Raw genomic sequence first — 24358 nt, forward strand, 5'->3', positions numbered from 1 at the left:
GGGGGGGGGGGGGGGGGGGCCCCCCCCCTGCCCGGGTTCCATGCAAGCCTCCCCTTCGTGCCGACCAACGGTCGGCACCCACCGGAGGTGATCGCTCTGGGTGGGTGCCGACCGTTCGCCGGCACTACCCCGATCCGTAGCCTGCCCTCGACCCCACGTACACGCCCACGCTGGCAAGCTGGGCTTCATGGCTGAACCGCTCCCCCTGCGTCCGCCGCCGCCATTGCTGGATGACGCCTGCGCGTTGTTCCTCGATGTCGACGGCACCCTGATCGAATTCGCTGCACGCCCGGATGCCGTGCAGCTGCTGCCGGATGTGCGCGAAGCCATCGGCCGCATCAGCGACCGCCTGGAAGGTGCCGTGGCACTGGTCAGTGGCCGCCCGCTCGAACAGCTGGATCAACTGTTCGCTCCGCTGCAACTGCCTGCTGCGGGCCTGCATGGCCATGAACTGCGTGGGCAGGATGGTCGCGTACTGCGCGACGAACACGACGACGACACCGCCGAATGGCTGCACGCACTGCACCAGCAGGCGATGCGCTTCGCCCACGGCCATCCCGGCGTGCTGGTGGAAGACAAGGGTGTCGGCCTGGCCCTGCACTGGCGCGGCGCGCCGCATGCAGCCAGGGACGTCCGCGCCTTCGCCGACCGCCACGTGCGGGGCCGTGCCAGCTACCGCCTGCAGCCCGGCGACCATGTGGTCGAGTTCGTGCCCGTCGGCACCGACAAGGGCCGTGCGGTGCTTCGGATGATGCAGTACCTGCCCTTCCGCGGTCGCCTGCCAGTGTTCCTCGGCGATGACCTGACCGATGAGTTCGGCTTCGATGCCGCCAACGGCCAGCATGGCTGGAGCGTGCTGGTGGGTGAACGTGAACCCAGCGCGGCGGTGTTCGCGCTGCCCGACATACGCAGCGTGCACGCCTGGCTGCGTGAGAATGCCTATTGACCCGGCCAACCCCCACGGCCGCAACCGAGATGTACCGCGTGATGACCCAACCCGATCTTGATCTGGGCGTGGTCGGCAACGGCAGCTTCGGCGCCCTGGTCGACAAACGTGCCCGCGTTGTCTGGAGCTGCCTGCCCACCTTCGACGGCGACCCTACCTTCTGTGCGCTGCTCGGCCCCAACCAGCAGACCGGTGGCGACTTCGCCATCGAGCTGGAAGACTTCGCCAGCAGCGAGCAGGAATACCTGACCAACACGGCGATCCTGCGCACCGTGCTGCGCGACGCGCACGGCGGCGAACTGGAAATCCTCGACTTCGCCCCACGCTGGCGCCAGAACGACCGTTTCTACCGCCCGGTCAGCCTGATCCGCCAGGTGCGTCCGCTGGCTGGCAGCCCGCGCATCACCATACGCGCACGCCCGCTGGCGGACTGGGGCGCGCGCGTTCCGGAATCCACCTGGGGCAGCAACCATGTGCGCTGGGTGCTGCCCGAACACGTGCTGCGGCTGACCACCGACGTGCCGGTGCGCTTCGTGCGCGACGGCCTGCCGTTCGTGCTCAACCATCCCATCCACCTGATCCTGGGCGTGGATGAATCGCTCAACCGTTCGATCAGCGGCTATGTGCAGGAGGCCTTCCAGCGTACCCGCGATTACTGGCGCGAATGGGTGCGCTACCTGTCCATTCCCCTGGAATGGCAGGACGCGGTGATCCGCAGTGCGATCACGCTGAAGCTGTGCCAGTACGAGGACAGCGGCGCGATCATCGCGGCGATGACCACCTCCATTCCTGAAGCCCCCGGCAGCGTGCGCAACTGGGATTACCGCTACTGCTGGCTGCGTGATGCCGCGTTCGTGGTGCGTGCATTGAACCGCCTCGGCGCCACGCGCACGATGGAACAGTTCCTCGGCTACATCTTCAACCTGGCCACCACCGACGGTACGCTGCAACCGCTGTACGGCATCGGCTTCGAAGCCAAGCTGGACGAGGATGAGGTCCCCAGCCTGTCCGGCTACCGCGGCATGGGCCCGGTACGACGCGGCAATCTGGCCTGGGTGCAGCGCCAGCACGATGTCTACGGCAGCGTCGTGCTGGCGTCCACGCAGCTGTTCTTCGACCGGCGCCTGCAGGACCCGGGTGCGCACACCTTCGCCCGCCTCGAACCCCTCGGCGAGCAGGCCTTCGCCCTGCACGACGTACCCGATGCCGGCCTGTGGGAGTTCCGCGGCCGCACCGAGGTACACACCTACACCAGCGCGATGTGCTGGGCCGCCTGCGACCGCCTGTGCAAGATCGCCGTGCGGCTGAAGCGCGACGACCGCGCCCACTACTGGCGCACACGTGCCGACACCATCCACGCGCGCATCATGGCCGAATCCTGGAGCGAAGAGCTGGGCCACTTCACCGATACCTTCGGTGGCCATCGCCTGGACGCCTCGCTGCTGCTGCTGGCCGACATCGGCTTCATCGACGCGATGGACGCCCGCTTCATCGCCACCGTCGAAGCCATCGGCCGTGACCTCAAGCATGGCAATTCGCTGTACCGCTATGTCGCTCCGGATGACTTCGGTGAACCGGAAACCAGCTTCACCATCTGCACGTTCTGGTACATCGATGCACTGGCGGCGATCGGGCGCCTGGACGAGGCGCGCGAGATGTTCGAACTGCTGCTGAGGCAGCGCAATCACCTGGGCCTGCTGTCGGAGGATCTGGCCTTCGACACCGGCGAGGCCTGGGGCAACTTCCCGCAGACCTATTCGCATGTCGGCCTGATCACCGCCGCGATGCGCCTGTCACGGTCCTGGCAGGAGGCATCGTGAGTCGTCTGGTCGTGGTATCAAATCGTGTGGCCGTGCCCGGCGAGAACCGCGCAGGCGGCCTGGCGGTCGGCCTGCTGGCCGCCCTGAAGGAGCGCGGCGGGCTGTGGTTCGGCTGGAGCGGCAAGACCGTGAAGGAAGGCAGCGGCACGCTGCACCGGCAGAAGGACGGTGACATCGACTACGTCACCATGGACCTGAGCAAGCGCGAAGTCGATGGCTACTACAATGGTTTCGCCAACCGCACGCTGTGGCCACTGCTGCACTTCCGGCTGGACCTGGTCGACTACGACCGCGGCACCCGCGAGACCTACCACAAGGTCAATGCGCTGTTCGCCGACAAGCTCGCGCCATTGCTGCGCGAGGACGACATCGTCTGGATCCACGACTACCACCTGATCCCGCTCGGCGCACTGCTGCGCGAGCGCGGCATCGGCTGCCGCATCGGCTTCTTCCTGCACATCCCGATGCCGTCGGCTGACCTGCTGCAGGCCATGCCCGATCATCTGCGGTTGTTCTCCGCGCTGTACGCCTACGACCTGGTCGGCTTCCAGACCCAGCGCGATGCCGATCGCTTCCAGACCTACCTGCGCCTGTTCGGTGGTGGCCGCGTGCTCGACAACGGTGAGCTGGAAGCACCCGGTGGGCGCCGATTCCGCGCGGCGGCCTTCCCGATCGGCATCGACACCGACCTGATCGCGCGCCAGGCCGGCACCGCCGCGACCAAGGCCGCAGTGAAGAACCTGCGCAGCAGCCTGCGGGACCGCCAGCTGGCGATCGGCGTGGATCGCCTCGATTACTCCAAGGGCCTGCCCGAACGCTTCCTCGGCTTCGAGCGCTACCTGCAGCGCCACCCCGACCAGCGCGGCTCGCTCACCTACCTGCAGATCGCGCCGGTCTCGCGCGGCGATGTCACCGAGTACCGGCAGCTGCGCAGCCAACTGGAACAGATCGCCGGCCACATCAACGGTGGCCACGCCGAGCCGGACTGGACGCCGCTGCGCTACGTCAACCAGAACTTCACCCATGCCACGCTCACCGGCTTCTACCGAGCGGCGGCGGTCGGGCTGGTCACGCCGCTGCGCGATGGCATGAACCTGGTGGCCAAGGAATACGTGGCCTCGCAGGACCCGGAGGATCCCGGCGTGCTGGTGCTGTCACTGTTGGCCGGCGCCGCCGACGAACTGAAGCAGGCACTGCTGGTGAACCCGCACGACCTCGACGGCGTGGCCGATGCGATCGCCACCGCGGCGACGATGTCGCTGAGCAGGCGCAAGGAACGCTGGCACGCGATGATGGAACATCTGCGCACCTACGACATCAACCACTGGCGCCGCAGCTACCTCGACGCACTCGAAGGCTGAAGAAAAAGGGGACGGAGGGGATTAAGTCGTTTGTGCACAAACGACTTAATCCCCTCCGTCCCCTTTTTCGTCAATCCAGGAACCGCGCGGCCTGTTCCGGTGCGGGTAGATGGCAGGTGTCATGCCGACCGAACCAGCGGTAACGGTTGCGTGCCAGCGCGCGATACGCCGCATCACGCCAGCCGCGCGGCACGAGCCGCAGCACGCCGGCCAGGCGCCAGGCGCCGCCCAGCCCCGCAAGTACGCGCAGGATCGCATCGGTATCGGTCCAGGCACCCTGTGCGTCCAGCAGCAGGAACGACATCGGGTCCTGCGGATCCAGCCCGTGCGCGCGCAGCATCGCGCTGCCCTTCTGCCCCTGCATCGCTGCAAAGCGGTAGCGCCCCCTGCGGTCGAAACGCAGCAGGAACCGCACCCAGCGGTTGCACAGTGCGCACACGCCATCGAACACGATCACCGCGCTGCCAGCCTCGGCGGCAGCGTCACCGCGGTTCGAGCCAACCTTCATAGCGGATCAGGGCTCCGGCCCAGGGCAGCGTCACATCGACCAGGAAAGTGTAGCGCTCGCCCTGCCAGGCTTCACGGCAGCGCACACCGCCGAACCAACGCGTCGGCAGCGGCAGCAGCCCGAACGCCCAGACCCGGCGCACCGACCAGTCGATACCACCGTCGCGGGCCTGCAGCACGAACTCGAAGCGCACCGCGCCCAGCTGCTCGCGCAGATGCCCGTCGTGCGCCCACAGCCGCGACACCATTGGCCAGCGGCCGAACCGTCGCGCCCACTGCTCGCCCTGCCGGTAGCGGTTGAACACCACCTCGGTGGGCAGCGCGTCACCGTCCTGTGGCAACCGCGCCAACGCAGCCAGCAGCGGCACCAGCCAGTGCCGCCCCCTCACGATACGCGCCCGCCCCACGTAGCGGCAGGGCAACGGCGCGGCATGCAGCGCCTGCACCGGTCCTGCCAGGGTGACGAAGGCCGGCCCCAGCACACGCGCGAACAGCGGCGGAGTCAGGGCGCGATCCAGGCCAGGGTCGCCATGCGCCCGGTGCGACGATCGCGCCGATGCGAATACAGGTCCGGGTCGGCCATCGTCGACACCGTGCCCCCATACACCTGTGCCGGGTCCATCCCCACAGACTGCAGGCGCTGCCGCGCCAGCGCGAACAGGTCCACCTTCCAGTGTCCGGGACGGGTCACGACGAACGCCCGCTCAGCAGCGGGATCATGGCCGACGAAGGCGTGATAGACCTCCTCGCCGATCTCATAGTCGGACGGCCCGGCGGCCGGGCCCAACCAGGCCCGCAGCTGCGCCGGCGGCGTCTGCAGGGCGGCCACCGTGGCCTCCAGCATGCCGTCCGCCAGCCCCCGCCAGCCGGCATGGGCCGCGCCCACCTCGCTGCCGTCCGCGGCGGCGAACACCACCGGCAGGCAGTCGGCGGTCAGGATCGCCAGCACCACGCCCGGCACCGAGGTTACCGCCGCGTCGGCCACCGGCTCGCGCGCGCCGGGCACCGGCGGTGCATCGAAGCGCAGCACGGTGCTGCTGTGCACCTGGCGCAGCCAGTGCGGCGCCGACGGCAGCGCCAGCCCCTGTTGCAGCAGCTGGCGGTTGTGCTCCACGTTGGCCGGGGTATCACCATCGGCCGCGTGCCGGTTGCCCAGGTTGAACTGCGCGAACGGCGCCGGCGAGATGCCCGCGCCGTGCCGGCGCGTGGTCAGCGCATGGACGCCTGCGGGCGCCGGCCAGTCGGCCTGCAGCAACGGCAGCGCGGCCGCCATCACCAGCGGTCCCGCTCGCGGGCGGCGAAGGCTTCGCTGTCTTCGCGCAGCACCTTCAGCAGGTGCAGCATGTCCTCCGGCACCGGCGCGGTGTTGCGCACCGGTTCACCGGTGATCGGGTGCGTGAACTCCAGGGTCTCGGCGTGCAGGGCCTGGCGCTTGAAGCCGCGCAGCGCGGCCACCAGCTCGTCGCTGGCGCCCTTGGGCAGCTTCAGCGCGCCGCCATACAGCGGGTCGCCGATGATCGGATGGCGCACGTGCGCCATGTGCACGCGGATCTGGTGGGTACGGCCGGTTTCCAGGCGGCACTCCAGCGCGGTGTGTGCCCGGAAGCGCTCGCGCAGGCGGTAGTGGGTCACCGCTTCCTTGCCGTCCTCACGCACCGCCATCTTCAGGCGGTCGCGCGGGTGGCGGTCGATCGGGGCATCGGCAGTACCACCGGCCACCAGTGCGCCCATCACGATGGCCAGGTACTGACGGTGCACGTCACGTGCCGCCAGCTGCTCGACCAGCGCGGTCTGCGCTTCCAGGGTCTTGGCCACCACCATCACGCCGCTGGTGTCCTTGTCCAGGCGGTGCACGATGCCGGCGCGCGGCAGCACCGCCACCGACGGATCGCGGAACAGCAGCGCGTTGACCAGGGTGCCGCTGTGGTTGCCGGCACCCGGATGGACCACCAGGCCCACCGGCTTGTTGATCACCAGCAGGTGCTCGTCCTCGAACAGCACGTCCAGCGGGATGTCCTCCGGCTGGGCGTCGGTCTGGGTTTCCAGCACCGCGTTGAGGGTCACCACCTCGCCGCCACGCAGCGGATCGCGCGGGCGCACCTGGGCACCGTCCAGCAGGACCTCACCGGCCTTGATCCACTCGGTCAACCGCGAGCGCGAGTATTCGGGGAACAGTTCGGCCACGACCGCGTCGAAACGACGGCCCGCAGCGGTGTCGGGGACGATGGCCTGGCGGGCCGATTCAGAGGGTTGTTCAGACATGGCAGGGGGCATTCTTTGAAATTTTGGGGTCCCGGCGGCCGGTTTCAGTCGCTGGACAGGACACTAGGCTATCATCGACCCTTCGTATTCCAGCCGCGTCCCGCCTCGACCCCATGATCCGACGCTCCGCCAAGCTCTCCGCGCCCGTCCGCCTCACCGCCCTGCTGCTGGTGCTGGTCATCGCCGCAACCGGCTGCCATCGCGGCGCCAAGAAGGGTGATCGCCCCGATGAAGGCGTGCCGGTCGAACAGCTGTACGAGAAAAGCCACAAGCTGATGCAGGGCGGCAACTGGAGCGGCGCCGAAGCCAGCTTCCGCCGTCTGGTGGCCCAGTATCCCTACGGTCCGTACACCGAGCAGGCGATGATCGAAACCGCCTACGCGCAGTACAAGGCCGGCAAGCACGATGACGCGGTGTCCAGCATCGACCGCTTCATCCGTACCTACCCGACCCACCGCAACATTGCCTATCTGTACTACCTGCGCGGCCTGGCCAACTCCAACCGCAGTACGGTTTTCCTGCGCCGCGTATGGTCGCTGGATGCCAGCCGCCGCGACCTGTCCACGCCGCACCAGGCGTACTCGGACTTCAACATCGTGGTTGATCGTTACCCGAACAGCCGCTACGCCGCCGATGCGCGCCAGCGCATGCTGGAGCTGCGTGACGTGTTCGCCCAGCACGAGCTGGACAACGCGCTGTACTACATGCGCCGCGGCGCCTGGGTGTCAGCCGTGGGCCGCGCCAACTACCTGCTGGAAACCTACCCGCAGAGCGCCTTCCAGTACGACGCCGTGGCCGTGCTGGCCGATTCCTACACCCACCTGGGCAACAAGACCCTGGCCGACGACGCCCGCCGCGTCCTGCAGCTGAACCAGCCGGATCACCCGTGGCTGGAAGGCAAGTGGCCGAAGTACCCGTGGATGATCCGCAAGCTGAACCCGTTCGCCGGCGAGAAGTCCGCCAGCACCGGCCAGCGCAACGCGCGACTGGAAAAGAAGTAAGCGAGGGCCCCGAAAGGGGCCCTTCTTCTTTGTAGAGTCGAGCCATGCTCGACTGCTTTCCTCGCCCGCCTCCCCGCGCCGGGGCCGGCACCTAGGAATGCTACGAATCCACGGCGGATGCGACGCCGGTCGCGGCCCGCCCGGGCACGGCCATCCACACTGCAGCGTCACGGCCACACCGGCCATCACGGAGCGCCCCATGGCCTCACTGCCCCGCAGTATCCGCCCTCTGTCCTGCCTCCTCGCCATCGCGCTGCTGGCGCTGGCCTCGGCGCCGCCGGCCGCCGCACAGGGCGCACCGGGCGATCTGCTGTCCGCAGCCCCCTATCGCGCCACCTGGGTGCCGTCCCAGGCCGCCCAGGCCTACAAACTGCACTACCGCACCCCGGATCACCGCGGGCAGCTGGCCGAAGGCACCGGCCTGCTGTACCTGCCCGCCGGCACGCCGCCCATCGGCGGTTGGCCGGTGGTGTCGTGGGCGCATGGCACCCAGGGCATTGCGGATCGTTGTGCGCCCTCGGTCTCCGGCCCCTACCAACCCGAACGCGACGGGCGCTTCCTCGATCGGTTCCTGGCACAGGGCTATGCAGTGGTCGCCGCGGATTATCAGGGCCTCGGAAGCTCAGGCGACCATGCCTATCTGCATGTGCGCACTGCCGCGCGCAACGCCATCGACATGATCAAGGCCAGCCGCCAGTACCTCGGCAACGGGACGCTGTCGCCACGCTGGGTGTCGGTCGGCCATTCGCAGGGCGGTGCCGCCGCGCTCACGGCGGGCCACATCGCCCCCACCTATGGTGGACCGTCGCTGCAGTACCGCGGCAGCTTCACCACCGGCACGCCCACCGCAGTCGAACTGACCGCGCTGGTGATGAAGCCGGACAACCGCACAGCCAATCCTGGCGCGCTCAACGCGTATCACGCGTATCTGCTCGATGGCCTGCTGCAGGTCGCGCCACAGATCGACCGCGTCCTCAGCGACGCCGGCCGCGCCCGTGTGGCCGTGGCACGCGAGCAGTGCCTGGGCGAACTGGCCACCACGCTGGACGGCGCCGACACCGGCAGCATGTTCACTGCACCGCTGGCCAGCGTGCCGGGCATCTGGGCGGTGCTGTACGACTATCTCGGCGTACCGCGCCGCGGCTTCAGCCAACCGCTGATGCTGGGCCATGGCAGCCACGACCGCGATGTGCCCTACCTGACCACCCTGCTGTACGCCGCTGGCCTGGCCCTGCGAGGCGAGCCGGTCGCGTTCCGGCGCTACCCCGTCGACCACCGGGGCACGCTGGACGCAGCCGCCGCCGATGGCCTGGGGTTCGTACGTGCGCGACTGGGGGACGATCCCTTCAACGACGCTGCGGAAACCGCCGGCCTCGAACAGTTGCTCGACGAAGTCGGGTAGATCCACGCCAAGCGAGGATGATCTTCGACCATCGTGCGGACCAAGATCCGCCCCCACCGGAGAGGGGCCAACGGGTTGCCGGCCAGCGGCCGGCACTACCCGCCAAGCGCTGCCTCAGCCCTTGTAGCCGTTGCTGATCGGGTAGCGCCGCTCGCGGCCGAACGCGCGGCGCGAGACCTTCGGCCCCGGCGCGGCCTGGTGCCGCTTCCACTCGCTGATGCGCACCAGGCGCAGCACGCGGTCGACCACGGCTGCGTCGTAGCCGGCGGCCACGATCTCGCCGCGCGACTGCTCCTGGTCGATGTAGCGGTACAGGATGCCGTCCAGCACGTCATAAGCCGGCAGCGAGTCCTGGTCCAGCTGGTTCTCGCGCAGCTCGGCCGACGGCGGGCGGCTGATCACCGCCGGCGGGATCACCGGTGCGCCGCCCACGGTATTGCGCCACTTGGACAGGCCGAACACTTCGGTCTTGTACAGGTCCTTCAGCGGCGCGTAGCCACCGCACATGTCGCCGTAGATGGTGGCGTAGCCGACCGCGTACTCGCTCTTGTTGCCGGTGGTCAGCAGCAGGCCGCCGAACTTGTTGGCCAGCGCCATCAGGATCACGCCGCGGCTGCGCGACTGCAGGTTCTCTTCGGTCACGTCCGGCGCGGTGCCTTCGAACATCGGCGCCAGCGATTCCATCAGGCCCTTGAACGCCGGTTCGATCGACACAGCCTCAAGCTTCACCCCCAGTGCCCGGCACTGCTCGGCGGCCAGGTCGTTGGACAGGCCGGCGGTGTAGCGCGACGGCAGGCGCACGGCGGTCACGTTCTCCGCGCCCATCGCATCCACGGCCAATGCCAGCACCAGGGCCGAGTCGATGCCACCGGACAGGCCCAGCCACACCTTCCTGAAACCGTTCTTGCGGCAGTAGTCCTGGATGCCACGGGTCACCGCGCGCCAGGCCAGCGCGTCCATGCTCTCGTCGCCGTCGTCCATCCACACATGCGGCATGAAGCGGCGGGTCTCACCGTCATACTCCACCACCAGCCACTGGTCGACGAAGGCAGCAGCGGCCGGGTGCACCGTGCCATCACCATCCGCCACCACCGAAGCACCGTCGAACACCAGCGCATCCTGGCCGCCCACCACGTTGAGGTAAGCGATGGCCGCCCCGCTCTCGCGGGTACGCGCGGCCAGCACGGCGTCGCGCTGGGCGTGCTTGCCACGCTCGTAGGGCGAAGCATTCGGCACCACCACCAGCTGCGCACCCGCGCGCATGGTGTCGGCCAGCGGCTCGGCAAACCACAGGTCCTCGCAGATCAGCAGGCCGACCGGAATGCCATTGACCTCGAACACGCAGCTGCCACCATCCGGATCGACGTCGAAGTAGCGGCGCTCGTCGAAGACCGCGTAGTTGGGCAGTTCGCGCTTGCGGTAGGTCTGCTCGACCAGGCCGTCACGCAGTACGCTGGCAGCGTTGTAGACCACCGCGCCAGCCGCCTGTGGCCAGCCGACCACGGCGGTGATGCCACGGCAGGCGGTGGCGATGCGGGTCAACGCCTGCTCGCACTCGTACAGGAAACCCGGGCGCAGCAGCAGGTCCTCCGGCGGGTAGCCGCTCACCGCCAGCTCGGGGAACATCACCAGCTCGGCGCCGTACTCATCGCGCGCCTGGCCGATCATCTCGATGATGCGCTCGGTGTTGCCGGCGACGTCGCCGACCGGGAAGTCGAACTGCGCCATCGCGATGCGGATCGAAGCCATGGGAATCCAGCCTGTGGTTGCAATGCTTCCATTGTAACGCCGGGGTCAGACCCCTTTTGCATGGCAAAAGGGGTCTGACCGCACACCAGACGCAGAGAGGCCGCCCAAAGGCGGCCCTTCTGTTTCAGGCAGCCGGCCAGCGGCCGGCTCTACAGCATCGTCTGCGCGAGGCAGCCGATCTTATTTCACCAGCTTGGCGATGGCAGCGCCCAGGTCGCCCGGCGAACGGACGGTGACCACGCCAGCGGCCTCCATCGCGGCGAACTTGCCTTCCGCGGTGCCCTTGCCGCCCGAGGCGATCGCGCCCGCGTGGCCCATGCGCTTGCCGGCCGGAGCCGACGCACCGGCGATGAAACCGACGACCGGCTTCTTCACGTGGTTCTTGATGTACTCGGCGCCGGCTTCTTCAGCGTCACCGCCGATTTCACCGACCATGATGATGCCTTCGGTCTGCGGGTCTTCGTTGAACAGCTTCAGGCAGTCGACGAAGTTCAGGCCGTTGATCGGGTCACCGCCGATGCCGATGCAGGTGGACTGGCCCAGGCCGACTTCGGTGGTCTGCTTGACCGCTTCATAGGTCAGGGTGCCCGAACGCGACACGATGCCGATCTTGCCCGGCTTGTGGATGTGGCCCGGCATGATGCCGATCTTGCACTCGCCCGGGGTGATGACGCCCGGGCAGTTCGGCCCGATCAGCACGGTGTCCGGGTAGGAACGGGTCAGCACGTTCTTCACGCGCAGCATGTCCAGCACCGGGATGCCTTCGGTGATGCAGACGATGACCTTGATGCCGGCAGCCGCAGCTTCCAGGATCGCGTCGGCCGCGAACGGCGGCGGCACGTAGATGACCGAAGCGTTGGCGCCGGTGCTCTGCACGGCGTCGGCAACGGTGTTGAAGACCGGCAGGTCGATGTGGGTGGTGCCCCCCTTGCCCGGGGTCACGCCGCCAACAACCTGGGTGCCGTACTCGATCATCTGAGTGGCGTGGAAGGTGCCCTGCTGGCCGGTGAAGCCCTGCACGATCACCTTGGTGTTCTTGTTAATCAAAACAGACATGGGAATTTCCTTCGGTGTCGTGGATCAGGCGGCGTTCTTGACCGCTTCAACGACCTTCTTGGCGCCGTCGTTGATGTTGTCAGCCGGGATGATGGCCATGCCGCTGTCACGCAGCAGCTGCTTGCCCTCTTCCACGTTGGTGCCTTCCAGGCGCACCACGACCGGAACCTTGACGCCCACTTCCTTCACGGCGGCGATGATGCCTTCGGCAATCATGTCGCAGCGGACGATGCCGCCGAAGATGTTGACGAAGATGCCTTCAACCTTGTCCGACGACAGGATCAGCTTGAACGCTTCGATGACGCGCTGCTTGTTCGCACCGCCGCCCACGTCCAGGAAGTTCGCCGGCTCGCCGCCGTTGAGCTTGATGACGTCCATGGTAGCCATGGCCAGGCCGGCACCGTTCACCATGCAGCCGATGTTGCCGTCCATGGTGACGTAGTTGATGTCCAGCTCCGAAGCGGTCACTTCGGTTTCATCTTCCTGGGACTTGTCGCGCATCGCGACCAGTTCCTTGTGGCGGAAGTTGGCGTTGTCGTCGCTGTTGAACTTGCCGTCCAGCGCGTACAGGTTGCCATCGTCCAGGATCGCCAGCGGGTTGATCTCAACCAGCGCCAGGTCCTTCTCGTTGAAGATGCGGTACAGGTTCACCATGATGTTGGCGAACTGGCCGGCCTGCTTGGCGGTCAGGCCCATCTTGAAGCCGATGTCACGGCCGTGGTAACCCTGCACGCCCTCGACGAAGTCCACGTTCAGGGTGTGGATCTTGTCCGGGGTCTCGGCAGCGACCTGCTCGATTTCCATGCCGCCTTCGGAAGAGGCGATGTAGCTGATGGTGCGGGTGCCGCGATCCACCAGGACCGACAGGTACAGCTCCTTGACGATCTCACCGGCGGTGGTCACCAGCACCAGGTTGATCGGCAGCTCGACGCCGGCGGTCTGGTAGGTGGCCATCTTGGTGCCGAGCATCTTGGCCGCTGCGGCCTTCACGTCGTCGACGGTCTTGCAGAACTTGACGCCGCCAGCCTTGCCGCGGCCGCCAGCGTGGATCTGCGCCTTGACCATCCAGGGGCCCTGGCCCAGCGACTGGGCGACTTCAACCGCCTCGTCCGGGGTCGCCGCGACCTTGCCGGCCGGGACCGGGATGCCGTATTCGGCAAGCAGTTGTTTTGCCTGGTATTCGTGGAAATTCATGCGTCACCGTGGGAATAGGAACGACCGCACGCAATTCCTCAGGGCCCCCTCAAAGAGGCACCGGCACGGACCGCGGCGGGCCCACTATTGTGGCCGAGCCGGCGCCGGGGCGCAAAGAAGTCTGTACAAAACGCCAGACCCGGCCAGATTTCCGCCGTCATTCAGGCAGTTGCGCCCGGGGGGCCGGCTGGCCAGCGGTATCCATCCCAGGCCAAATGCGCGATCCGGGCCGCGCCGGCGGCGCCCTGCCGGGGGCCCTATACTGGTCAACCAGGGTGTGCAGCGTCGGGGGTGCTCGACGGCTTCCACCGCAGGCCACATCGAAGCGACGTACCGCCCGGCTTCAGGGGACGCCGGGCAGGCCCGCCGCAGATTCCAGACCCAGGCAGCCAGAAGGGGAGTTCCGGCGTGTCACCCAGTGCTTCATTGATCGACCGCATCGAATCGATTCCGCGGCGTGAGCTGTATTTCTTCGCGCTGTACCGGGTGCTGATCGCCTCGGTCATCGCCGCCCTGCTCTACAGCCCGCTGTCGGCCATGGTCGGCGAAGCGCACCACCCGCGGCTGGCCGACACCGTCGCAGCCATCTACCTGGTGCTGTCGCTGCTGGCGCTGGTGATCGGCCGCAACGAACGCTGGCTGCGCCCGATCGTGGTCAGCGGCGTGCTGGTGGACATCGTCGCCGCCACCCTGTTGTCGCATGCCCTGCCGGGTGCCAGCGCCGGCATCTCGATGTCGCTGCTGTTCAACATCGCCGCCGCCGCCACCCTGCTGCCGCTCAGCCTGGGGCTGGGCCTGGCACTGGCCGCCAGCCTCGCCACCGGCGTGGAATACACCTGGAAGCTGCTGGAAGGCGGCGACCCCACCCGTACCCTGGCCGAACTGGCGATGTTCGCCACCAGCTACCTGGCGCTGGCCTTCATCAGTTACCAGGTTGGCAGCCGCGCGCGCCGCAACCAGCAGCTGGCCAACCAGCGCGGCGATGAAGTTGCCAACCTGTTCCAGATCAACGAGCTGATCATCCGCCGCATGCGTACCGGCGTGCTGGTGGTCGACGCCGACAACCGCGTCACCCTGGCCAACGAGGCCGCCTCGATGCTGCTCGGTGACAGCGACGGCAGCGGCGAAAGCGGCCGCCTGAACCTGGCCAGCGCCGCCCCGGAACTGGCCCGTCGCCTGCAGCGCTGGCGCAACGGCTGGGCCCAGGACGAACTGCCGCTGCAGCTCAACCCCGACCAGCCCGAAGTGCAGCCCCGCTTTGCGCGCCTGCTGGCCGGCAGCGAGCTGGCCCTGGTGTTCCTGGACGACTCCAGCGTGGTCTCGCGCCGTGCCGAATCGCTCACCCTGTCAGCAATGGGGCGCTTCTCGGCCAGCCTCGCCCACGAGATCCGCAACCCGCTGGCCGCGATCAACTACGCGGTGCAGCTGCTGGAGGAAGGCACCGGCTTCAACGAAAGCGACCGCCGCCTGCTGCAGATCATCCGCCAGCAGTGCCAGCGCACCAACGGCATCGTCGAAAGCGTGCTGGGCCTGGCCCGGCGCGAGCGCGCCACGCCCGAAAACGTCGACCTGGCCGCCTTCGTGCGCCGCTTCGTGCTGGAGTACAAGCAGGGGCAGACGCTGGAAACCGACAGCATCGAGCCGATCATCAACGACACCTCGGTGCTGGCCCAGGTCGACAGCAAGCACCTCTACCAGGTGCTGACCGTGCTGGTGCACAACGCGCTCAAGTATGGCCGCATCGGCCAGCAACCGGCGCGGGTGCGCCTGCGCGTGGCGCAGCACGAGCGCAGTGCGGTCATCGACGTGATGGATCGTGGCCCCGGCATTCCCGAGAGCGTGGCCGCGCAGTTGTTCCGGCCGTTCTTCACCACGTCCGAGCACGGCACCGGGCTGGGTCTGTACATCGCCCGAGAGCTGTGCCGGGCCAACCAGGCACGGCTCGACTACATCCCGGTACCCGCCGGCGGCTCCTGCTTCCGCCTAGTGTTGCCCGGCCCGCATACGCTGTTGCCCACCTGATCTCGATTCTGTGCGTCAAACATTTGTCGCTTCCAGCCCCCTCGTTTATCTTTCACGCCCATGAACGAAACCCGCAGCGCCCTCGTCGTCGACGACGAACGCGACATCCGCGAACTGCTGGTACTGACGCTCGGCCGCATGGGGCTGCGCATCAGTACCGCAGCCAACCTTGCCGAAGCGCGCGAACTGCTGGCCAGTAATCCGTACGACCTGTGCATCACCGACATGCGCCTGCCCGACGGCAACGGCATCGAGCTGGTCAGCGAGATCGCCCAGCACTACCCGCGCACGCCGGTGGCGATGATCACTGCCTTTGGCAGCATGGACTTGGCGGTGGAAGCGCTGAAGGCCGGCGCCTTCGACTTCGTCAGCAAGCCGGTGGACATCGCCGTGCTGCGTGGCCTGGTCAAGCACGCGCTGGAACTCAACAACACCGAGCGCCCCGTGCCCGGCCCCGCCGCCGAACAAGGGGCGCGCCTGCTCGGCGATTCGCCGGCCATGGACGTGCTGCGTACCACCATCGGCAAGGTCGCGCGCAGCCAGGCGCCGGTCTACATCCTCGGTGAATCCGGCGTGGGCAAGGAACTGGTCGCACGCACCATCCATGCCCAGGGTGCCCGCGCGGCCGGCCCGTTCGTGCCGGTCAACTGCGGTGCGATTCCCGGCGAGCTGATGGAGAGTGAATTCTTCGGCCACCGCAAGGGCAGCTTCAGCGGCGCCCACGCCGACAAGCCCGGGCTGTTCCAGGCCGCGCACGGCGGCACCCTGTTCCTGGACGAAGTGGCCGAGCTGCCCCTGCAGATGCAGGTGAAGCTGCTGCGCGCGATCCAGGAAAAATCGGTGCGCGCGGTCGGTGCGGCCAACGAAGAGCCGGTGGACGTGCGCATCCTCTCGGCCACCCACAAGGACCTGGCCGAACTGGTCGAGGACGGCCGTTTCCGCCACGACCTCTACTACCGCATCAACGTGATCGAACTGAGGGTGCCGCCGCTGCGCGAGCGTCGCCAGGACCTGCCGGAACTGGCCGCGTCGGTGCTGGCACGGCTGGCCCGCAGCCATGGCCGCCCGACGCCGTTGCTGGCGCCGTCGGCACTGGACGCACTGGCCCAGTACGCCTTCCCCGGCAACGTGCGTGAACTGGAGAACATCCTGGAGCGTGCACTGGCACTGGCCGAAGAAGACCGCATCGGCGCCGACGACCTGCGCCTGCCGCAACATGCCCCGCGCACGCCCGGCAGCGCAGCACATGCCGAAGCCGTTGCCGACCTGCAGCCCGGCAACGCCGCCCTGCCCTCGTACATCGAACAGCTCGAGCGCAGCGCCATCCAGCGCGCGCTGGAAGAAAACCGCTGGAACAAGACCCGCACCGCCGCGCAGCTGGGCATCACCTTCCGTGCGCTGCGCTACAAGCTGAAGAAGTTGGGCATGGAGTAAGGACAGGGCCCGACGCGGGCCCGCCAACCTGGTAGTGCCGGCCGCTGGCCGGCAACCTCATGCATCACGGCATCCACGCATGGCGTGGATCTACTGTAGAGCCGAGCCCATGCTCGGCTGCTCTCCGGGCTACCTCAATCCTTGGTAACGCGGTTGATCTCGGCCAGGCTGGTGATGCCCGCAGCGGCCTTCTTCAACGCCGACTGGCGCAGATCGTTCACCCCGATCTGCTGTGCGGCCTCGGCAATCTGCAACGCATTGCCGCCAGCCAACACGATCGTGGCGATCTCGTCGGTCATCGGCATCACCTGGTAGATACCGGTACGGCCCTTGTAGCCCTCGGTGCACTCGTCACAGCCGACCGCCTCGTACAGCTCGATACCCGCGTCCAGCTGTGCCTGGGTGAAGCCTTCGGCCAGCAGCGCATGCTCGGGCAGATTGGCCGGGCGCTTGCAGTTGTTGCACAGCCGGCGCGCCAGGCGCTGGGCGATCACCAGCGTCACCGAGCTGGTGATGTTGTATGGCGCGATGCCCATGTTCATCAGGCGCGCGATCGTCTGCGGCGCATCGTTGGTGTGCAGCGTGGACAGCACCATGTGGCCGGTCTGCGCCGCCTTGATCGCGATCTCGGCCGTTTCCAGGTCGCGGATTTCGCCGACCATGATGATGTCCGGATCCTGTCGCAGGAACGAGCGCAGTGCCGCCGCGAAGGTCATGCCGCGCTTGTTGTTCTGCTGCACCTGGTTGACGCCGGGCAGGCGGATTTCCACCGGGTCTTCGGCGGTGGAGATGTTGCGCGTCTCGTCGTTGAGGATGCCCAGCGCGGTATACAGCGACACCGTCTTGCCCGAACCGGTCGGGCCGGTCACCAGCACCATGCCGTAGGGCTTGTGGATGGCGTCCAGGAACAGCTTCTGCTGGTCCGGCTCGTACCCCAGCTTGTCGATGCCCAGCTTGGCCGCGCTGCCGTCCAGGATACGCAGCACCACCTTCTCGCCGAACAGGGTCGGCAGCGTACTCACGCGGAAGTCGATCTGCTTGGTCTTGGACAGGTTGAGCTTGATGCGTCCGTCCTGCGGCACGCGCTTCTCGGCGATGTCCAGCTGCGCCATCACCTTCAGGCGCGCGGCGATGCGTTGGTTCAACTTCACCGGCGCGCGCGCGACCATCTTCAGCAGGCCATCGATGCGCAGGCGCACGCGATAGTCGTCTTCATAGGGCTCGAAGTGGATGTCCGAGGCGCCCTTGCGGATCGCGTCCACCAGCACCTTGTTGACGAACTTCACCACCGGGGTGTCATCGCCCTTGGCATCGATGCCGGCGTCGCCGCCCCCGGAAATGTCCTCGTCACCGCCGGACACATCCAGGTTACCAATGCCATCGTCGTCACCGCCCAGCGCGTCGCCCAGCGTGTCATGGCTGGCATGCCACTGCTCGAGCGTGCGACGGATCTGGTCCTCATCCACCAGGATCGGCTCCACCACCAGATTGGTGTGGAACTTGATCTCGTCCAACGAATGGGTCGGGTTGCTGGTGCCCACGAACAGCTTGCCGCCGCGCTTGAACAGCGGCAGCACGTTGTGCTTGCGCAGCAGCTCCTCGCTGACCAGGCTCATCGCGTTCTGGCTGGCGTCGAACGTGGACACGTCGAACAGCGGCATGCCGAACTCGACCGCATTGGCCGCCGCCAACTGGGCTGCCCCAACCACCTTGTTCTGCGCGAACCAGGTCGGCAGCGGCTGGCGGGCCGCAGCGGCCCTGGCCATGGCGTCACGGGCAGAAGCCTCGTCCAGCGCACCATCCTGGACCAGGCGACGGGCCAGGCCGGTGATGCCGACGAGATTGGCGGTGGTTACGGCGTTCATATGGATCCTTGGCTCATCATGGGTCAGACAGTGCGGCGCGCCTTCCAGGGGCACCGCACAGGGCAGCAGAACCTGCCGCGACCCGCTGGCCGACGACGACGCCAATCCTTCAGCATGACTGCCTCGCCCGGCACTCCCAGCCCGGCAGGCACGATCCTGACTCCCCCCGGGATGATAGCCCCGTCAACGGTCCGCCAACATCCCTTCTGGTCACATGTTCCACATCGCCTTCATCTGCAGCGACTCCTCAGACTACTTCAGGTTGGAGGAGATCTGACCCATGCCTTTCCTTCCGCTCCTTCCCCGCCCCATTCAGGCACCGCAGCGGAGTACCATTGCACCGGGGAAAATGGGGACACACTTTGAATCAGCTCAGCATCATCCTGCCGGCCAAGAATGAAGCCGAAGGCCTTCTTCGCACGCTGCCGGAACTTCGTTTGCAGCACCCACTTGCAGAGATCATCGTAGTCGATGACGGCTCCACCGACGCCACCGCAACAATTGCGCGGGAACAAGGTGTTCGGGTGCTTTCCAGCCCCTATTCGATGGGCAACGGTGCCTCGATCAAACGTGGCGCGCGTGCAGCCAGCGGAGACATTCTGGTATTCATGGACGCCGACGGGCAGCATGATCCAGCCCACATCCGGGCATTGCTGGATAAGCTGTCCGAAGGCTACGACATGGTCGTCGGCGCTCGCGACAGCAGCGGCCAAGCCAATGTTCACCGCGGCCTTGCCAATCGATTCTACAACTGGCTGGCCAGCCATATGACCGGCTTCAAAGTAATGGACCTGACTTCGGGCTTCCGTGCAGTACGCGCGCGACGCTTCCGCGAGTTCCTGCATTTGCTGCCTAACGGATTTAGCTACCCAACGACCAGCACCATGGCATTCTTCCGAAGCGCCTACCCTGTTGCCTATGTCCCCATTCCTGTCGCGAAGCGTGTGGGGAACGGTAGCCACATTCGTCCGATCAAGGATGGAATCCGCTTCCTGCTGATCATCTTCAAGATTGCCACCTTGTACTCTCCCCTGAAGCTGTTCGCACCCGTGGCGCTGGCCTTCTTCCTTCTGGGCTTGGGTTACTACGGGTATACATTCGCGACCATGCATCGCTTCACCAATATGAGCACACTGCTGTTCAGCGCATCGGTGATCATCTTCCTTATCGGTTTGGTATCGGAGCAGATCACCGGCCTTACCTACCTTGCATCGCGGAAGGACTCAACCGAGTGACTGAGGGAGGCATGCAGACCGCCTCTCTTCCGGGGCTGCTGGTCGTGGCGTCCACCTATCCGCGGTGGGAAGGAGACACCGAGCCTGGGTTCGTGCACGCCCTCAGCCGGCATCTGACCGGTGATTTCCGGGTCACTGTGCTATGTCCTCACGCTCCTGGCGCCGCCACCCAAGAGAAACTGGACGGTGTACAGGTCATTCGCTATCGCTACGCGCCGGAAGGCATGGAGCAACTTGTCAATGGTGGTGGCATCACCTCCAACTTGCGCCGCCGCCCTTGGATGCTTGCACTGTTGCCCACGTTCCTGCTGTGTCAGTGGTGGGCATTGCAACGCGAGCTGCGGCGAAATCGTCACGAAGTGCTGCATGCACACTGGATCATTCCGCAGGGACTCACAAGCGCGCTGCTGCCAAGACGCCTCCGCCCCCCGATGCTGATTACATCTCATGGCGGAGATCTCTTCTCTCTGAAGGGACGGCTTCTCTCGGCCGTGAAACGATTCTCCCTAGCTCGCGCACAAGCGGCCAGCGTCGTCAGTCAGGCGATGGTGGCACCCTTTCGCGCATTAGCGGCGAACCTTCCCTTGGCGGTTTCGCCAATGGGCGTGGACCTTCAACACCGCTTTGTCCCCTCCCCAGTGAAGCGGGCACGTAACGAACTGCTGTTCGTCGGACGACTGGTCGAGAAGAAGGGATTGACGTACCTGATTGATGCTTTGCCACTCGTTCTGGCTCGTCATTCCCAGGTTTTCCTCACCATCATCGGACACGGGCCGGAACTACCAGAACGGGAAGCTCAGGTGGCAGCATTAGGTCTGCAAAAGCACGTCCGTTTCGTCGGTCCGGTGACACAGAACGCGCTTCCCGCCTACTACCAACGTGCGACTACGCTCGTCGCTCCCTTCGTCGAGGCCCGCAACGGAGATCAGGAAGGGCTTGGATTGGTTACTGTGGAAGCTCTCGGTTGCGGCTGCCCGGTCGTGACCACGGACGTGCCGGCAGTACGTGATGCATTTCCAGCAGGCCCGCCTCGCTATCTGGCCACGCAACGATCCTCAGCTTCGCTTGCAAGCGTACTCATCGAACTGCTGAGTGCACCGGAACAGGCGCAAGCGTGGGCGCACGCACAACGACCTGAGCTGGTAGCTCGCTTCGACCATTCGCAAGTCGCCGCAGACTATGCGAAGCAACTACGCGCCATCATGGAGCCCCAGAATGTCCGCTAGGCTACCGCGCCTTGGCAACCTTGCTAGGACCTCGATCCTGGTGATGTTCTGGCAGGGCATGCGGATGGCGTGCTTGGCTGCATGGATCATCCTCGGCGCTCGCGTTTTGGGGGCAACCAACTACGGCCTGTTCTCCGGCACGGTTGGCACTGCCTCCGCTCTCGCCGGTTTGGTTGGGCTCGGCGGCGGCATGCTGATGTATCAGTACAGCATTGCCGACCACACGCAGTTTCCCCGCTACTGGAAGCAGAGCCTTCTACTCTGCGCCGTGAGCGCAGCCCCGCTTTCCCTGACATTCTCGCTATTGGCCGCAGGCCTAATGCCGTGGCCCGCACTCAGCCTTGTCGCGATTTCGGAAATCATTGCATTCCCTATCGTCACCAATGCCGCATTTGCCTTCTCAGCCAATGATCGCCTGGGCTGGGCGGCTGGCCTTCCCGCATTGAACGCAGCCATGAGGCTTGCGGCGATCTGCATCTTCGGTCTTCTACCGGTCGACCACGATCTGACGGTCTATCTGATGCTGCATCTGACCTCTTCGGCATGCAGCGCGGCGCTGGCCCTAGTACTGGTACGGAGAATATTGCGCCCCGGCCCAGCGAAAATGCAGATCGGAAGCAGTGATCTGGCGCATGGCACGGGACACGCCGCCGCATGGAGTTCCGCCGTCGCCGTTACCACCGTGGACAAATCGTTCGTCCTGCACGCAGGTGGAAGCGAGATAGCCGGTTTGTACGCTGCGTGCTATCGCATCGCGGCGGTGATTGCCATGCCACTGGATGCAATGGTCATGTCCGCGATGCCGCGCCTGTTCCGGGCGCAACGAGTATCCCCCCAGTATCGGCACCTGATAGTTGCGATGATCCTGGCCGCGACAGGGTATGGAATGTTGGGGAGCCTCGTGCTGTGGTGTGCCGCCGGCGTCTTGCCTTCGCTGCTCGGCATGGAGTTCGCTGCCGCAATTCCGGGCCTACGATGGATGGGCCTGTTCATTATTGGTTACAGCCTGCGCCAGATCGCCTGTCATATCCTGATTGGACGCGGCATGAAAATGTACCGGTTCGTCATCGAGACTCTCGGGCTGATAATAATGGCTTTGATCGCTGCAGCCTGGATTCCTGCACACGGCCTGTTGGGAGCGGTCTGGATGATCATCCTCGCCGAAACACTGATGGCGGCGGCCGCATGGTTGACGGTAATTTTCAGTTCTGGCCCTGAAGTCGCTCACTTGCCGAGTTGAATATCTCCAGATACGCCGCACAGGCTACGTCGATGGAGAACGCTTTGCTCCGTTCGCGGAGAGTTTCAACCGCCACCCGCAGCTTTCCATCCAGCACATTCCGCATGGCATGAGCCAATGCACGGGCGTCCCCCACTGGCACCAATTGACCAAACTGGCCGCCTCCCAGGACTTCCGAAGGGCCGTGCGGGCAATCGGTAGCAATCACCTGCACTCCGCAGCTCATGGCCTCGACCAGGACATTGCCAAACCCTTCGTAGTCTGATGGCAGCACCAGCGCTGTGCTTCGGGCCATCCAGGGAAGCGCATCCTCCACCCGCCCCGGCAGCGCGCAGTCACCCTGAATGCTGCTCCCCTCAATCCACTGGGCCACGCGCACACCTTCTGGCCCTTGCCCCAATATGAGCAAACGAGCCAGATGCGTGGCTCGCACTAGCTGGAATGCCTCCCAAAGAAGATCGAGGCGTTTCTCCGATGAAAGGCGCCCTGCATAGATAAAAACTGGCACATCATCATCCGGGAAGGGCCACGCCTGCGATATGAGATTTTCCTGCATCTCATCCATACGAACCAACGGATTGTGGATCACTCGTATGCTGGAATAAGGAAGGTTCAGCTCAGACGCCATATCTGCCGCCAACGCGGCAGAAACAGCAACCAGCCCTTGGGATCGCGTCAGCGTGACCCGCATCGCCCAGCGAATCAACTCCAGTTTGGCTCTGACGAACCCACGAGCCCGCCGTCTTGGCCCTGACAGTGAAAGATGCTGAGCCACAACGACTGCCGTCGAGGGATAAAGAATGCGGCGCCAGAAGGTGATCCATACCGCAATGTCGTTGGAGGTGGTGACCACGACGTGTGGTCGCTCTCGCCGGATGCGCCAAGGCAATCCAAGGAGCATCTGCCAGGCCCCGCGCGGAGCGATGAAGGTTACTTCACCGTTATCACCCGGCCCATTCAGATCACGCCCAGCAATGATGCTCACCGAGCACGTTCTCTCCTTGAAGCCACGGGCGAGGTTCAACTGCACACGCTCCAGTCCCCCGGCTTCCCAGCGACTAGCCAGTAGCCAGATCATGCAACCTCCAAGGCTCGAACCGGCCCTGCGAAGCAGATCACATCCTGATAGTCCCGCAGATCCTGAACATCGATTCGAACCAGCCGCCGCCTCGTCTCCAGGCGATAGAAGCGGTAGCCCAATGGTGATAACAGCTCCAGAATCTGCCGACTATGGTACCCAGCCGCCAGGCTGGAGCGCTCCTGTACTTCCACTGCAATTACCGGCAGGAAGCGTCGTAGCGTTTCGATGCCACCTTCCAGGCAGGGCAACTCACCGCCTTCAATGTCGACTTTCAAAAAATCCAACCGCGACAGGCCAATACGCCGTGCGAGTTCGTCCAACGTTGTGATGTCGACCACTCCAATGCGATTGTCGACGCCCTCGGTTCCATGCAGGCTTCCCAGTCCCTGATGAACTTCATTCACATCATGCTGCCCGCAGGACGCATAGATCGCCTGCCGGCCAATTTTTCCCGCCAAGCCCTGCTGATGGACATGCACTACCCCCTGTAGCCCATTGCGCCTTATATTCAATCGCAATTCGTCAGCAATCCCGGCTATCGGCTCCAGTGCGACGACATGGCCCCCACTGCCCACTCGATTCGCGCAGACCAGGCTAATCTCCCCGATATTGGCTCCCACATCGACCACGGTCATGCCCTGCTCGAGTAGATGGTCGAGGAGGGAGACGAGGCGAAGGTTGTAGTAGCCCATCCAAAACATGCGACGCTGCATATGTTCGGCCAGATCGAGGGTCATCATGAACCGGCCATCGAAGTCGCATATGGTCTGCCGCCCCTGGGCGTGACGGAACAGGCGGCGCAGCATGCTCTGCACCCAGCCCGGCTGCTCCCCAAGGCGCAGATGATTACCCACCTGTCTTAGCGCTGTTGCAACTCCCATGCCCCACCCCGTAGGTGACTTTCCACCTTCAACTAGCCCATGATGATGCACTACCCATCTGATTTTCCATACAGGT

20 protein-coding genes are annotated in these 24358 nt (G+C 65.7%); 10 read left to right on the forward strand and 10 right to left on the reverse strand.

What is annotated here, in order from left to right; translation table 11 throughout:
• Positions 1 to 187 precede the first annotated feature (187 nt).
• The 3 genes from otsB to otsA are packed head-to-tail and all read left to right on the forward strand — an operon-like array spanning position 188 to position 4127.
• The gene (gene otsB / locus ACM0PK_RS03725) at positions 188 to 946 is read left to right on the forward strand and encodes a trehalose-phosphatase (RefSeq protein ID WP_061480563.1); all 759 of its coding nucleotides are present in this window, start codon (positions 188 to 190) and stop codon (positions 944 to 946) included.
• A gap of 41 nt (positions 947 to 987) precedes the next feature.
• A complete protein-coding gene (locus tag ACM0PK_RS03730) occupies positions 988 to 2766 on the forward strand; it encodes a glycoside hydrolase family 15 protein (protein ID WP_414608107.1) in 1779 nt (592 codons plus the stop codon).
• Positions 2763 to 4127: an alpha,alpha-trehalose-phosphate synthase (UDP-forming) gene (gene otsA / locus ACM0PK_RS03735; protein ID WP_065178921.1), complete on the forward strand. Its 1365-nt coding sequence runs from the start codon at positions 2763 to 2765 to the stop codon at positions 4125 to 4127. The genes ACM0PK_RS03730 and otsA overlap by 4 nt, the downstream gene beginning before the upstream one ends.
• Before the next feature lie 70 nt (positions 4128 to 4197).
• Here the strand turns inward: otsA and ACM0PK_RS03740 are convergent, their stop codons facing one another.
• Genes ACM0PK_RS03740 through rluD form a run of 4 tightly spaced genes read right to left on the reverse strand, consistent with a single transcriptional unit; the run spans position 4198 to position 6896 of the window.
• Positions 4198 to 4635 (reverse strand): thiol-disulfide oxidoreductase DCC family protein, encoded by a 438-nt coding sequence (locus tag ACM0PK_RS03740; RefSeq protein WP_072167650.1) that lies wholly within the window; start codon positions 4633 to 4635, stop codon positions 4198 to 4200.
• Positions 4610 to 5116, reverse strand: coding sequence for a DUF4166 domain-containing protein (locus tag ACM0PK_RS03745; protein ID WP_111202048.1), 507 nt, complete (start codon positions 5114 to 5116; stop codon positions 4610 to 4612). The genes ACM0PK_RS03740 and ACM0PK_RS03745 overlap by 26 nt, the downstream gene beginning before the upstream one ends.
• Before the next feature lie 20 nt (positions 5117 to 5136).
• A complete protein-coding gene (gene pgeF, locus ACM0PK_RS03750; protein ID WP_072167648.1) occupies positions 5137 to 5907 on the reverse strand; it encodes a peptidoglycan editing factor PgeF in 771 nt (256 codons plus the stop codon).
• Complete coding sequence (rluD, locus tag ACM0PK_RS03755) at positions 5907 to 6896, reverse strand: 23S rRNA pseudouridine(1911/1915/1917) synthase RluD (RefSeq protein ID WP_080376926.1); 990 nt, start codon at positions 6894 to 6896, stop codon at positions 5907 to 5909. The genes pgeF and rluD overlap by 1 nt, the downstream gene beginning before the upstream one ends.
• Positions 6897 to 7009: 113 nt before the next feature.
• Here rluD and ACM0PK_RS03760 point away from each other — a divergent pair, with 113 nt between their 5' ends.
• Positions 7010 to 7897 (forward strand): outer membrane protein assembly factor BamD, encoded by an 888-nt coding sequence (locus tag ACM0PK_RS03760; RefSeq protein ID WP_111202049.1) that lies wholly within the window; start codon positions 7010 to 7012, stop codon positions 7895 to 7897.
• A gap of 199 nt (positions 7898 to 8096) precedes the next feature.
• Entirely contained in the window at positions 8097 to 9299 is a 1203-nt protein-coding gene (locus tag ACM0PK_RS03765) for a lipase family protein (protein ID WP_111202050.1), read from the forward strand.
• 114 nt (positions 9300 to 9413) lie between these two features.
• On the opposite strand, the gene ACM0PK_RS03770 is transcribed toward ACM0PK_RS03765, so the two are convergent.
• The 3 genes from ACM0PK_RS03770 to sucC form a co-directional block, all read right to left on the reverse strand.
• Positions 9414 to 11048 (reverse strand): NAD+ synthase, encoded by a 1635-nt coding sequence (locus ACM0PK_RS03770; RefSeq protein WP_065178926.1) that lies wholly within the window; start codon positions 11046 to 11048, stop codon positions 9414 to 9416.
• 180 nt (positions 11049 to 11228) lie between these two features.
• A complete protein-coding gene (gene sucD, locus ACM0PK_RS03775) occupies positions 11229 to 12104 on the reverse strand; it encodes a succinate--CoA ligase subunit alpha (protein ID WP_005418610.1) in 876 nt (291 codons plus the stop codon).
• A 24-nt stretch (positions 12105 to 12128) separates the two neighbouring features.
• Positions 12129 to 13298, reverse strand: a complete 1170-nt coding sequence (sucC, locus tag ACM0PK_RS03780) for an ADP-forming succinate--CoA ligase subunit beta (RefSeq protein WP_005418614.1) — start codon at positions 13296 to 13298, stop codon at positions 12129 to 12131.
• A 408-nt stretch (positions 13299 to 13706) separates the two neighbouring features.
• Here sucC and ACM0PK_RS03785 point away from each other — a divergent pair, with 408 nt between their 5' ends.
• Both ACM0PK_RS03785 and ACM0PK_RS03790 read left to right on the forward strand, forming a co-directional pair.
• Positions 13707 to 15320, forward strand: coding sequence for a sensor histidine kinase (locus ACM0PK_RS03785; RefSeq protein WP_111202051.1), 1614 nt, complete (start codon positions 13707 to 13709; stop codon positions 15318 to 15320).
• 60 nt (positions 15321 to 15380) lie between these two features.
• Positions 15381 to 16754 (forward strand): sigma-54-dependent transcriptional regulator, encoded by a 1374-nt coding sequence (locus tag ACM0PK_RS03790; protein WP_065178929.1) that lies wholly within the window; start codon positions 15381 to 15383, stop codon positions 16752 to 16754.
• A 134-nt stretch (positions 16755 to 16888) separates the two neighbouring features.
• On the opposite strand, the gene pilB is transcribed toward ACM0PK_RS03790, so the two are convergent.
• Positions 16889 to 18619 (reverse strand): type IV-A pilus assembly ATPase PilB, encoded by a 1731-nt coding sequence (gene pilB / locus ACM0PK_RS03795; RefSeq protein WP_111202052.1) that lies wholly within the window; start codon positions 18617 to 18619, stop codon positions 16889 to 16891.
• Between the two features lie 362 nt (positions 18620 to 18981).
• On the opposite strand from pilB, the gene ACM0PK_RS03800 reads away from it, so the two are divergent.
• Genes ACM0PK_RS03800 through ACM0PK_RS03810 form a run of 3 tightly spaced genes read left to right on the forward strand, consistent with a single transcriptional unit; the run spans position 18982 to position 22320 of the window.
• On the forward strand, positions 18982 to 19854 hold the full coding sequence (locus ACM0PK_RS03800) for a glycosyltransferase family 2 protein (protein WP_111202053.1): 873 nt from the start codon (positions 18982 to 18984) through the stop codon (positions 19852 to 19854).
• Positions 19855 to 19865: 11 nt separating this feature from the next.
• Complete coding sequence (locus ACM0PK_RS03805) at positions 19866 to 21080, forward strand: glycosyltransferase family 4 protein (RefSeq protein ID WP_219634362.1); 1215 nt, start codon at positions 19866 to 19868, stop codon at positions 21078 to 21080.
• 43 nt (positions 21081 to 21123) lie between these two features.
• Positions 21124 to 22320, forward strand: a complete 1197-nt coding sequence (locus ACM0PK_RS03810) for a lipopolysaccharide biosynthesis protein (protein WP_235643011.1) — start codon at positions 21124 to 21126, stop codon at positions 22318 to 22320.
• Here ACM0PK_RS03810 and ACM0PK_RS03815 read toward each other — a convergent pair.
• Together ACM0PK_RS03815 and ACM0PK_RS03820 are read right to left on the reverse strand one after the other, a co-directional pair.
• On the reverse strand, positions 22283 to 23398 hold the full coding sequence (locus tag ACM0PK_RS03815) for a glycosyltransferase (RefSeq protein ID WP_111202054.1): 1116 nt from the start codon (positions 23396 to 23398) through the stop codon (positions 22283 to 22285). The genes ACM0PK_RS03810 and ACM0PK_RS03815 overlap by 38 nt on opposite strands.
• Positions 23395 to 24207 (reverse strand): FkbM family methyltransferase, encoded by an 813-nt coding sequence (locus ACM0PK_RS03820; RefSeq protein WP_164093147.1) that lies wholly within the window; start codon positions 24205 to 24207, stop codon positions 23395 to 23397. Before ACM0PK_RS03820 ends, ACM0PK_RS03815 begins: the two co-directional genes overlap by 4 nt.
• Positions 24208 to 24358: the final 151 nt, after the last annotated feature.

Origin of the sequence: Stenotrophomonas sp. FR010 (assembly GCF_047520755.2) — a bacterium.
GTDB lineage: Bacteria > Pseudomonadota > Gammaproteobacteria > Xanthomonadales > Xanthomonadaceae > Stenotrophomonas > Stenotrophomonas sepilia.